The following is a 12,254-nucleotide window of genomic DNA, read 5'->3' on the forward strand; positions in this document are numbered from 1 at the left end:
CACCCTCCAGTACGAGAAGCTCGAACGAAAGAAGTGAAGACCCAATACGAATTCCTACTCCCCCGTGGCTACATCGACGATGCAGGGGTGGTCCATCGTAGGGGAGTCATGCGGCTCGCTACTGCCCGTGATGAGCTCGAGCCTCTGCGCGACCCGACCATAAGTGGTCCCGATGATCCACGGTTAACAATCCTCGTTCTCGCGCGTGTTATTGAGAGGCTTGGAGATATCGAGTTGGTTACAGCCCACGAGATCCAGGACCTCTTTGCAGTTGATCTTGCGTATCTGCAGGATTTCTATGGAGTGATCAACTTCGGATCCGAGGAAGATATTGAGACGCTGTTGACCGCGCAAGAACAGGCTCAAACACCGAGCCAACCCAGGGCCGCCGAGAAGCCCGTCGCTACCGACGCGCACGGTGCCGAGGGTGTTGAACAGCCATCGGCACCGAGTCCGCGTGCAGCTGGTGGGCGTAGAGCGGCCATTGAGGAGATACCACAAACTGGACGATGAAGCACTATCCTATCGAGCCACTTTGGCAGGAGTTGATCTATTTGGCCTATCATTTGCATTGGGATCTCGATCAGCTGATTGACCTTGAACACGCGGATCGAGCGCGGCTTATCCAAGGCGTCGCCGCCTTGAACGCGAGAGCCTGGGAGGAAGCGAGGCAGCTGTAATGGTGACGACGTCAGGTTTTAAAGGGCATGTACCTGACTCATCGAGCTTTCTCCTCGAAGTGGATGGAACACAGATTGGCATGTTTGCCGAGGTCTCAGGTCTTGAGGTGACGGTGGAGGTTGCCAGCTACGCCGAGGGTGGACAGAACGGATTTGTGCATAAGTTTCCGGGACGAATGAACTGGCCTAACATTGTGCTTCGTCGCGGTATCTGCGAGTCAGACGCGCTCTTTGCCTGGGTGATGAAATCCTCAGGGAGTGGTTTCGCCTCGAATCAAAACAAGCTTTCGGTGAGCACGGCTGCCATCACTCTTATTGGTTCTGATGGTAAGCGGTTGCGTGCTTGGGAGGTAACCGGTGCCTTTCCGGTGCGTTGGGTTGGCCCTGAGTTGGCAGTCGCGTCGACGGGACATCCTGCGATGGAGGAGATCGAGTTAGCTCATCAAGGTTTCGTGTCGAAGACCTTTAAGTCGTGAGGAAGGTAACGATGCCTACAACGATTGCACAAGGAGTCGATCAACGTTTTCGATGGCATCGCAGGTTAGTTCGTCGGCGGCTACCGAACATCGGTACGTGCTTGAACAGTAGCGTTCGATTCTCTTCGCTGGTTGGTAGACCCCTGTCGGTGCATGCGTTGCTGACACCGGCTCGTGCCGTCGATGTGTCACAGGTGCCTGAGGTGGTACGCATTCCATGGCACCCGTATCTCTCGATGTGGCGCTCACGCAACACCACCGATGATGACCTCGCTCAGGAGTTGGCAGGTGTGCGTCCTGCTGGTTTATTGCCACGAGCGACCCAGATGCCGCGGGGTCAGTTCGCCCCCACCTCAGGCCTCAGGCGTCTTCGACAGGAGGTGCTTCCGGTGCGCTTGCCCGCTGATGTCGCTGCGGTGGGGCCGATTCTGACGGATAGAGAGCGTAAATTTGGATCAGGGTCTCGTGCCCCTGACCGGGTTGTCTCTCTGCCAAGGCCGACCGCTCCCCAACTCAAGCCTGTAGCGGCGCAGCTCGCCTCGAAGATCCAAGACGACAGGATGGTTGTTCGGCGGCCCACCGAGCATTCTGAATCTTCGGGGTCAGGTGATCCTCCTCGAGGCTCCTCTATAGGAGGAGCCTCGTCTTCGGTCGACAATGTCGGCTCACCGACGGAATCTGGTGGGCTGGAGAAGACGATCGAAGCCACGCCAATGAATCATCAAAGTACATCGTCAATAGGGATCCCTGAAACAGGAGCTGAGAGGACGGTTCCGGCTGGTTCTTCCGTTTCAGGGCCTGCTGCGAATCCAGGTCACGAGGCTTCAAATGCCCTTCGGAGTGAGATGGCGATGCCCCGCCAGAGTGCGTTCACTCTCGCGGGGACGGGTGGCCACGATCCGACGGAGCGATCCGGTGGGGGTAACCCACAGAGACCGAACGGTGGTGGGGTCTTACCTGGACAGCAGCCGTCAGCTACGGATTTGCTCGCTGTTTCTTTCATGCTGCTTGAGGCGCTAGGTACGTCGTTTCAACCGGCGCTGCTTGCCCGGCGAGGTGCCGAGCATGTTGGCGAGTCTGGCCCATTTTGGCAGTACACGACTCATTTCCCTCGAACGAGTTTCGCGAGGTCAGGGAATAAAGCGCTTGCGACCGTTCAGCGACGGTTGCCCTTGACGCCGAGTGCTAAGCCAAGCTCGCGGGAGGCAGCGTTAGGCCGAGCCTTCTCTGTCGCGGGTGCTCCCGTAGCTCTCCGTGCGACACCTCGGGCGGGTTACCACGCAATGTCACGTGCCACCTCCCCTGCTGTAGGTTCCTCGGTCACCGGTATTGGTTGGGACGTTCACCATGACAATGGCCGAGAAGACCTCAGCTTTCCTCATGCTGGCGACGTCGGTGGCGGCGGTCGACGATCCCTGGCTTTGGCACTCGCAGCTTGGGAGCTTGGGAGCTCATCGGTTGCCAGTCGTTGGTCTCCCGGGCGACCTGGACAACGACAGGGATATGATACGAGCAGATGGTCTCATCGACGAGGGGTACCCTCGCATCAGGGTAGACAAATGATGCACCTGGGTGGCGATACCCATCCGACCCATGAAGATAACGTGCTGATGAGTTCGCTCGCCAGCGCGTACCGTCTTGACCATGCCCTGCGCCAATTTCGAGTCTCAGCGCCATCTCGGGGCATTCTCCGCTCCGCTCTCATGACGGCTCTCATGACGGGTAGGTTCTACTCGCCAGTGAACCAGGGATTGGGCGTGGCAAGCCTGCAACCGGAATTGGGTCGCAGTGCACTCGGATTTGGTGAGGTAGTGCACCCACGAGGAGTCCCTGTGGGCGAATTTGGTCCTCGGTACTATCGTTTGCGTGGGGGTAGGGATAACCAAGGGGGTCCTCAACGAGAGCAAGGTTCGAGTTCGAGGGGAACTGGTTGGTATGGATCCGATAATCGGCACGATGGAGAGAATCGGACAACCACACGACAACGTTTTGCACAAGCACTGGGAATGCAACCCCGTGATTCTCTACGCCCGCTGCCTGCACGATTTAGGCCGTTGGCACAGGCGCTAGGCGTGGTGCGTCCAGTACATATTCGTACCGGGGACTCCACTCGACAGGCGCTTCAACAGGTCGGCCAGGCTGGCGCGACCTATCGTGGGATTATTCACCTTCAGAAAGAACCTGACGGTTCTCCTGCATCCGTGGATGTTCTCGCACATGAACTTGTGCACGCACGGCTGGGCAAGGCAGCTGAGCCACGCTTCTTTCGTGACCGCAAGATCGATTCCGAGGAGATCATGGCTCGTCGTGTGGGTTCGCTCGCATCCACCTTGGTGGGAGAGAGCACCTCGCTCCAAGTTAGTTCTGGTCTGTCGCAAGCCCTCCGTACCACAAAGACTGTTTCTCGTTTCCCTCCCTCCAGCCGCACGGATAACCCTCGCCTTCCGCAGGATCATACTGTGGAGACCACAGACCAGCGACGCTCCGTTGCCGCCGATGCAAGGACCGCACCAAGTCAGAGTTTTGAGAAGCTGTTGGAGTATTTCAGAGGCATGGAACATCCGCAACTGGATACGTCAACGATCAGCAATGGTGGCATTGGGCTTGCCCCCAAGCCGCCATTGCCGCCGAACGATCCTCATCCGCTTCCGGCCATCGTCCGCGATGGGCGTGGAAGTTTCAAGGTGAGCAATCTCAATTCGGGAAGATCCCACCCAGGGATTGTAGATAGAGGGATTGTCGATGTGAAAAAAGAAGACGAACCACTGGTTGGTTCCTCCAGTGCTCCACAGACCGAAGAGTTTTTGGATTGGCTTGTTGAGCAGGTTGAGCGTCGTCTCCTGCGAGAGTTTGAGGCGCGTGGCCAACGCCATATGCCTGATGTGTTATGAAGCCTGATGTGTTATGAAGATAGTGCGATGGGTCGACGGATCGGGCGAGGTGCGTGTTGAGTGATGATCGCGACCGCCTCTTGTCAGAGGACCCTTCTTTTGTTGGACGCGGTTTCCACTTCCCCTTCGGCGTGGATGCTCGCGGTGGAATCTCGATGTCGGAGGGTTCGCTGGCCACGGACAGCGCCATCCGGGTGATTCTCTCGACAGCTCCCAGTGAGCGAGTGATGCGACCGGCCTTTGGCTGCAAGATTTGGGATTTACTCTTTGAACCGGTCAATGCGAACACTCTTGGTCTTATGTCCCAAGCGGTGAGGGAGTCGATCGCGCAGTGGGAGCCGAGGGTGGAGGTGGAGGATGTGACAACCATCGTGGATGCAAAGGAAGCTAGTCTGGTCCATATCCACATTCGCTACCGCATGCGAACCACCAATGATCGTCGTAATCTTGTGTATCCCTTCTACACCATACCCAGAGAGGAGGGCTAGTGCCGTTACCAACGCCGGAGCTCGATGACCGTAAGTTCCAAGATATCGTGGACGAGGCCAAGCGCCTTATCCCTCGCTACTGCCCAGAGTGGACGAATCATAACGTCTCCGACCCAGGAGTGGCCCTGATCGAGCTGTTTGCCTGGATGAGCGAGACCATTCTCTACCGGATTAATCAGGTGCCTGATCGACTGTACACAAAGTTTCTGGATTTGGTCGGCATTACCCCCTTCCCACCGGCTGTTGCTCGCACCGACCTCCTGTTCTGGCTCTCGACGGTTCTCGACTATGAGGTGACCGTGCCTGAGGGTACCGTCGTTGCGACGGTACCCGGTTTGAATCAGTCAGAGGTCCTCTTCTCCACCGTCGAGGATCTTGTGATTCGGCGTCCCCAGTTGATCGCCGCTAAGGCTGTGGAGGCGGCCAATCAAGAGCAGGTGTTTGACGTTTGGGATGACTTGCGGTTTGACGATGGTGCGGTACGCTGCTTTCATTCTGAACCCTTGACCGAGGGCGATGCACTCTATTTTGGCTTCGCCAACTCCGTCGGAGGTTCGGTGATTCGACTGACCGTTGGGGCCTCGATTGAAGGTATCGGCGTGGACCCCACGGACCCGCCACTGGCGTGGGAGGCGTTTGTGGAGGAGTCGTGGGTTGCTATGGGTGTCCGCCAAGATACGACTGGTGGCCTGAACCGCGACGGTGAGGTTATCTTGGCCTGCCCACGCTCGATGGCCGCGTTCACCCTTGGCGGAGATCATGCCTTCTGGATTCGCGTGCGCCTCCTTCCGACTCGACCTCAGCAGCCGGGCTATCGAGCCTCTCCCTTGCTCTCGTCGCTACAGGTTGACACGCTCGGAGGCCTTGTCGCTGCCGAACACGCAAGCCGGGTCTCCGAGGACCGCCTTGGGCGCAGTGATGGAAGTCCTGCTCAGGAGTTTCGACTGCAGAACTATCCGGTGCTCCCGTTGCGAGAGGGAGAGTCGTTGCGGGTGAGCACAATCGGGGCATCCGAGACTTGGGAAGTAGTCGATGACTTCACGGCGTCCGGAGGGGACGACCATCACTATGTCCTCGACTATGCCACTGGCACCATTCGCTTTGGCCCGCGAGTCCGCTATCCTGATGGTTCGGTGCGCCAGCATGGCGCGATTCCCCCTGACGGGGCTGAGATCGTTATGGAGCGCTACCGCTACGGTGGTGGTGCGGTTGGTAACGTCGGGGCGGATACGTTGACGGTTCTGCGAACCTCGGTTGCCTATATCGATCGAGTTACCAACCCAACACCAGCTCTCGGAGGTGCCGACGCAGAGACTGCTGCTAATGCCAAGATCCGGGGTCCTCTCTCTCTTCGTGCGGGTGGAAGGGCCGTGACCGCTCGAGACTTTGAACGCTTAGCGCTCGAAACGTCGGCCGAGGTGGCGAGAGCGAGGTGTGATGCACCTAGCGCGGTAGGCGAACCGGTACGCCTCCTGATCGTACCGAGATTGCGCGGTCGTCCTCAGGATCATCAGCTTGATGATTTTCAGTTGAGTGATGCACTTGTCGATGCGTTGATCACCTACCTTGAACCACGTCGACTGATAGGAACGACCGTCGATATCTCGACGCCGTACTATCAAGGGGTCACGGTAGCAAGCCTGATCCGTGCGTTTCCTGGACGTTCAGCCACCATTGTTCAAGAGCGAGCGCTCGACGTGCTGTATACCTTGCTCGACCCATTGGTGGGCGGCACCGGCCAGGATGGATGGCCATTCGATCTCGGTCTCAGCGCCTCGTGGTTGGCAGAACAACTCGAGGCCATCGACGGTGTGGAGCGCGTTGAAGAGGTGCTACTCTTCGAGGCTGACTTGCGTACTGGAGAGCGCCGAGGTCGTGGCAGAGAGTTTTTGACACTTGATGCACAGTCCCTCCTTCTCTCTCTCCGCCATCAGGTGGTTGTGCGTTGAACGGAGGTAGGTATGCGCCGTGACAACTGGCTCGTGCATCAGCTGCCGATGGGGATGACAGATGACGACTTCTTCGTGCGATTTGTGTCAATCTTTCAAGCAGTGGCCACCACCTTCTTAGAGGATGCCGACACAGTCGAGTCTCTGGTTGACCCTACTGTCGCCCCGCAACCATTTTTGCCGTGGCTTGGTTCATGGCTGGGAAACTCCTGGATTGATTCTTCGTTGCCTGATGAAGCGCAACGTCGGCTTGTCCGTAGTCTCAGTGCGGCACTTGGTTGGCGAGGTACTGTTCGCGGTCTCGCACTCGTACTCGAAGCGATCACCGAGGCGCCTGTAGTCATCCAGGAGACCGGCGTGGTGCGTCGGCATCGGGACGAGGAGTGCCCTGCTCCCTTTGTGAGGATTCAGGTCGGCTCCACAGGCTGGCTTGATGAGAGCGACTTTGTCGAGCTGGTGCGCGATGAACTACCGGTGTCGGTCGCCTTCGCCGTCGAGGTAGATGGGCGACGTATTTGGCCAGCCTAACTTTTGTAGCTGCGTCATGGATACAAGAGGTTGTTCATTAGCTAGACGCTGATCGACAATCGCACTGTGCGCCTATCGAGATAACTGTAGACAGGTCCTCTGGAGTCGCCCCAGAGGACTGTATCGGGCAGGAGTCAACGATTGTTGTCCACAGCCATATGGCAAAAGTTAATGACTCTATCAGGTTCGTGTCAAGAAGACGAGCGTTGGCAAGCCGCCGCTGTGGCGTCCGAAAATGGTGTAGATGATTTCGTAACCGAGGGTTGTCGAACGTATGGGATGGCTTGGAGGCGTCATCTCACACGTGATTCACGGCTGAGTGGATAGCTACTGAGAGAAAGCGGTCGTTGTCGATCTCGTGCGAGATTTAGCAGCCGTTCACGACGAGAGGATCATGGGGAAGCCTGCTGGAACCGTAGATACAGGCACGATATAAGAATCAACAGTGTTTTATATTATTCTTCGGTTGCGAGTAATGAACTTTGGTGGGGCTTGGGTTCCATGATGACCGTGTTCGGATCAGCTCATATGAAGGATGTCGGACTGTTAGTCACCAACAATCCTTTGTGGGTAGTTGAACCGAACATAGTTCTGTGAGGCATGTTTCATGCATATAGATCGATATCATATGTCGACTTGATACTTCCTTTGTCCATGGCGGGGGTGAAATAGTGGTCTCGTCATTCCAAAAATAGCAGATAAAAGGCGCTATATGCACCTCTATGTCATCCGTCGCCTGGAGACACCGTCATCTGAGGTGGCGGTGGCGACGCCAAGCAAGGCGCTGGGTTGGTTGGGACGGCTGCAACAAACCTGTGCTACTGCTTTTGCTTGATCACTGTGTTGATGGAGTGAGACTAGGTGGTCGGTGGTTCCGCGATGAGTTCATACGAGGCGGACGGCGACTCAGGAGAATACTACTACAGTAATAACTATGGATCAAGATATTACTCCAACAATACGACACAAGGGGGCTGCGGTCGCCGTTGTCGTCAGTATCGCCGTGTCGATGGTGGTTGCCGTACATGTTTTCCACCAGTCGGCAGCCTTGGTGCCGGAGATGGGTGCTGTAGGCTCGGGGCTCTTATTCTTCAGGAATCGTTCTTGGCTCGACCAACTGGTTCCGTTCTATTCCTATATTGTGCTCGCAGCGATATTTGGATTTGGCATGTCGACCTATGTGGAGGCCCCGATCTGGCTGAAAATCCCTCTGACGCTTGGCGTGGTGCTGACGGGCCTGATCGTGCTGAAGGTTCCTGCGTTACCAGCGCTATCTGCAGGGCTGCTGCCGATCTACTTGGATATTCATTCATGGTGGTATCCCGTCGCGGTGGCCACACTCATGGGAATAGAGGCTCTTGTGGCGCTGGTATGGCTCAAGCCGACCTTTAGAAGAGACCGCGCTACCTCCTGGCAGCTCGAGCATGTTGGCAGGGTCAGCGGATCGCTGATTGTAGCTTTGCTCGTCATGGCGCTGTTTGGGAGTCCACTGGTTATGGTGCCTCCATTGTTGGTGGCGATGTCCGAGCGTGCTCAACATCTCTCAAGAAGCCGCCTGGTGCTCGACGATTTTGTCACGATGATTTGGTTGGTGACACCGTTTGAATTGTCTATCGCCCTCCTACTCGTAACTCATGATCCATATATCGTTGTCGTCTCTCTGCTCGTTGCCTATGTCGGATCGACGGTCTTGAAAAAACAAATCGGACCAGTGTTTGCACTAGCGATGGTTCCGCTACTTTTTGGTTATGCAACTGATGAACGCTTGATCGTCTTTGCGCTGGTCGGGGCTGCAGTGGCACAGTTCAGCCCCTTCGTTGCGGCAAAAGTTGTGGGGGTGTTGAGCTCTGCTCGTAGGAGTATTGCCAACAGGTCCACATTTGGAGATTTCGCCGGAGGAGAGGTCGATTCGTAACCCTTCACCGAGGGCTATAGATGCTGGTTGGGGTGCTGAGAATGGACACCGTACGTCTCGTGCAGCGGTTTCTCCAGGTAACCGGATTGGCACTTCGCAGTGGTTGCACAAGGTGAGCGAGGTCTGCGGTGGGAGGCTCAACAGTCTGACTTGATGAGAGCGATGTTGACGAGCTGGTTTGTGGTGCACGACCGGTGGCGGTTTCAATGGGTGACACACAACAGCGTTAATCTCTGCGATTGACCAACTCGATGACGAGATCGCTGGGAAAGTAGAGGACCTGCAAGTGGGGTGGATTGGTCCAGATGGTTTCACTCCTCGATCGCCAATAATGTTCAGCCCCCGAATCCGAAGGTCTCTACTGTGCACAGAAGAACCTCAGGAAAGCACCGGATTGACCACTAACCGAGTCTCTATCACAACCGGGGCATTTCACTCATCTGCTGTATAGTCAGGCCCGAGCGAATCGACTGACAGAACTACATAGCGGAACAGACTCTCAATTTTGCCGAATGTAGAGCTTGGAGCCGTGCAATCGATAACGTAGACGATCGCTGCATTGGTGGCTTCAATGAGCCCCTGAAGCTGGGTGACTCGCTGATTCGAAGGTCGCAGGTGAAACGAGTAACAACGGAGTGCACGATGATTTTGGACAGGATCAACCCATTCCACTTCAAAATTTTGGTAGTTTGGCGGCATCTCCTCAAGGGACGTCTGTGCAAGCGAACGGAACTCTTCCGCCCCACCGAGGAATGGAACCGCACGTAGGGTAACGGAAGGGCACAGGTCGGCATCGCACCAAGGAGTACCTTCTCCAACCAAGACAAGCCGATGAAGAGTTTCGTCAAAGTCAAGCGTCCAACCCACGGGCAGATCCGCTACCACGGCTAACTCTTCGATGACGACTCGGTCACACGCTTGCTGAGATGGATTGGGGTTATTCAACGTTGCGCTCCTGTCATCTGTCATACCCTAATATTGCTCGACGGTGCAATATCGTCAAGCGCCAGGGTGGTTCCCTTCTTGGCCAGTTCCATACTCCGCGCTCGTGACGTCGCCCCGATCTCAGACGGGCTCCTCAAACCCTTTATCTCCTCGATTTTGCCATCGGTGACCGTAGCCTCGACCTTCTCGCCCGGCGCAGCCAAAAAGCTACTTTCGATCGCCTCTTTAATCATGGCATCGATCTTTGCCGCGTTCGGGTGTCCTTTGACTTGTTTTCGGGGCAAGAGGTTTCCTACAATTTGCTGCACTTTTTCGATCTTGACGTAGTTGTCTGCCTTATCGGCCCGGATTGCCTCTTCTTTTGCCTTGGCATATTCAGCTAGTTTCATCGCAAGCTGGGGCTTGACCGAATCGGGGGAGTTGAGGACTTTGCTAGCTTTGGTTGGGTTAGCCTTCCAATATTGCTTATCGATTTGGCGATAGATCCATACCGCGATGGGCTTGAAGTCAACAGCCGCATCAGCTCCCGCGCCACCTCCCACTCCAAGTGCTGCGTGACCATGAAGGGCCAAAGTGAGCACCCCACGGCGAAGTTCAAAGCGTCCGTGCCCTTCGGTGCCTACTCCCAACGATGCCTTTCCAGTAGCTGAGCCTTTCAAGGCATCTCGGCCAAAAAGTTTTAGTCCACCCCCGACACTTCCCTCAGCCTTCATCCCCGCAAATGCTGACACCTCTCCGTTGATGGCGATGTTGTTCTTCGCCAACGCAAAGGTGCCTGATGCGGCCGCAGAAGCGCCCATCATCTGTTTGGAGTTCGCGTTCAAGGTAGCGCTCAACGTGTCAGTGCCAAATTCGGCCTCAACATTTTGTTCCGCCTTCGCACCGGCGAATGCACTAGCCTCCCCTCCGACGTCGAGACCCGTGATGTTACCCTTGTCATTTTTCTCAACTTTGGCGTGCCCCTTAGCCTGGGCTACCGCTCCGGCGAACATGTGCAAGTTCCCTCGAATAGCCCCTTCGACATTACCAAACTTGCGCTTGAGTTCACCTTCCAACTGCAGGGACCCACCTGCAATGACCTTGGCCTCGACCAAGACAACGTAGGCATTTGCGAGTTGTTGAGCCGACGCGCTGGCCCATGCTCCCGCCTGTACAGAACCCGTGGCCGACCCAGACCCCGTCACACCTTTGCCGAGATCCTTATCGTCGACTTTTTTGCTCACCATCGCGAACATGTTGGCACCTGCCGCCACGGTTCCGGGGTCAGCTTTCGTTGCAAATACCTCAAGGGCCGCTATTACCTTCCCATTTGAGCCAAGATCCGCAATCTTGCTTTTGCCCTTCTGGACGGTCTTGTTTGGATCAAGTTGAGAACCAGTGGTCTTCTGGGAACCAACGAGCTGAGAAGTTGCCCGGTTACCCACCGTCTTTTGTAAATCTTTGACCACGCCAGGTGAAAGGCCCCCTTTAGTTGGTGGATTGCTCGTAGAAGGCGAACCCCCAGAGCCGCTAGTTTGTTTGGGGGGTACCTTTTTGGTCTTCGTAGCTAAGACTTTGGACATGGCCACTTTGCTTCCCCCGATCCATGTGTCTCAGGATTGGTTCGCTAGGATATCGCACTCCAACCCCCTGCAGCAATTACCAATCAATGCTACACGAACCAACGGAACAGAACCTTCTTGCCAAGAGCGTGGTTTGCGGGGAAGCTATTGCAAACGAATTAAACCGTTGCTCTGATCCCCAACAGGTCGACTTCATCTCAGCACTCAGAGCTCCCCAGATCCGAGCTCTGGTCAAGGACGAGGCGATGCAACTCTCCCTCTTTGACGAGCGTGATCTCTTTGAGGTCACCCACCCTGACTACCCAGGTGAGCGTCTCATCGCCTGTCAAAACCCACGCCTAGCCAAGGAGCGAGCAGAAAAGCGCCAATCCCTCCTGGCCTCCACCGAGGCAGCCCTCGATGGGATCATCGCTTCCATCAATCGAGAGAGCCGACCGCTCCGAGGTAAGGACAAGATCGCCCTACGGGTCGGCAAGGTCATCAACCGGTTCAAGATGGCTAAGCACTTTGAGCTTACGATCGAAGACGAAAGTCTTACCTATCGCCGACGCGAGGACGCAATCACAGCTGAAGCCCTCCTCGATGGGATCTATGTCCTTCGTACCAGTTTGGACGATCAGACCCTGGCGAGTGAGGAGGTCGTTGCCTCCTATAAGTCCCTGGCAAACGTCGAGCGAGTCTTTCGTGGCTTTAACACCGATCTTGACATCCGACCCATTCGCCACCGTACCGAGAAACGCGTCCGCACCCATGTCTTCTTACGGATGCTCAGCTACTACGTAAGCTTTCATATGGCACGCACCCTAGCCCCGATGCTATT

General features: G+C 56.0%; 11 protein-coding genes. 9 read left to right on the forward strand and 2 right to left on the reverse strand.

The window, feature by feature from the left end; genetic code table 11:
• The 8 genes from M7Q83_RS05435 to M7Q83_RS05470 all read left to right on the forward strand — a co-directional run.
• Positions 1-513 (forward strand): hypothetical protein (locus M7Q83_RS05435; protein ID WP_298336177.1); only part of this gene is annotated, 513 nt, incomplete at its 5' end.
• Positions 510-680 (forward strand): DUF6760 family protein, encoded by a 171-nt coding sequence (locus tag M7Q83_RS05440; RefSeq protein WP_298336179.1) that lies wholly within the window; start codon positions 510-512, stop codon positions 678-680. The genes M7Q83_RS05435 and M7Q83_RS05440, both read left to right, overlap by 4 nt.
• On the forward strand, positions 680-1,156 hold the full coding sequence (locus M7Q83_RS05445) for a phage tail protein (protein WP_298336180.1): 477 nt from the start codon (positions 680-682) through the stop codon (positions 1,154-1,156). The genes M7Q83_RS05440 and M7Q83_RS05445 overlap by 1 nt, the downstream gene beginning before the upstream one ends.
• 11 nt (positions 1,157-1,167) lie before the next feature.
• Complete coding sequence (locus tag M7Q83_RS05450) at positions 1,168-4,047, forward strand: DUF4157 domain-containing protein (protein WP_298336181.1); 2,880 nt, start codon at positions 1,168-1,170, stop codon at positions 4,045-4,047.
• Positions 4,048-4,103: 56 nt separating this feature from the next.
• Entirely contained in the window at positions 4,104-4,535 is a 432-nt protein-coding gene (locus M7Q83_RS05455) for a GPW/gp25 family protein (protein ID WP_298336182.1), read from the forward strand.
• A complete protein-coding gene (locus M7Q83_RS05460; RefSeq protein ID WP_298336183.1) occupies positions 4,535-6,484 on the forward strand; it encodes a putative baseplate assembly protein in 1,950 nt (649 codons plus the stop codon). The genes M7Q83_RS05455 and M7Q83_RS05460 overlap by 1 nt, the downstream gene beginning before the upstream one ends.
• A 12-nt stretch (positions 6,485-6,496) precedes the next feature.
• A complete protein-coding gene (locus M7Q83_RS05465; RefSeq protein ID WP_298336184.1) occupies positions 6,497-7,012 on the forward strand; it encodes a phage tail protein in 516 nt (171 codons plus the stop codon).
• A 934-nt stretch (positions 7,013-7,946) separates the two neighbouring features.
• The gene (locus M7Q83_RS05470) at positions 7,947-8,927 is read left to right on the forward strand and encodes a hypothetical protein (RefSeq protein WP_298336185.1); all 981 of its coding nucleotides are present in this window, start codon (positions 7,947-7,949) and stop codon (positions 8,925-8,927) included.
• A gap of 432 nt (positions 8,928-9,359) precedes the next feature.
• Here M7Q83_RS05470 and M7Q83_RS05475 read toward each other — a convergent pair whose 3' ends face one another.
• Both M7Q83_RS05475 and M7Q83_RS05480 read right to left on the reverse strand, forming a co-directional pair.
• Entirely contained in the window at positions 9,360-9,896 is a 537-nt protein-coding gene (locus tag M7Q83_RS05475) for a hypothetical protein (RefSeq protein WP_298336186.1), read from the reverse strand.
• The gene (locus M7Q83_RS05480) at positions 9,893-11,320 is read right to left on the reverse strand and encodes a hypothetical protein (protein ID WP_298336187.1); all 1,428 of its coding nucleotides are present in this window, start codon (positions 11,318-11,320) and stop codon (positions 9,893-9,895) included. Before M7Q83_RS05480 ends, M7Q83_RS05475 begins: the two co-directional genes overlap by 4 nt.
• A gap of 359 nt (positions 11,321-11,679) precedes the next feature.
• Here M7Q83_RS05480 and M7Q83_RS05485 point away from each other — a divergent pair.
• Positions 11,680-12,254 (forward strand): transposase (locus M7Q83_RS05485; protein ID WP_298336188.1); only part of this gene is annotated, 575 nt, incomplete at its 3' end.

It is taken from the genome of Ferrimicrobium sp. (assembly GCF_027364955.1).
Classification (GTDB): Bacteria; Actinomycetota; Acidimicrobiia; order Acidimicrobiales; family Acidimicrobiaceae; genus Ferrimicrobium.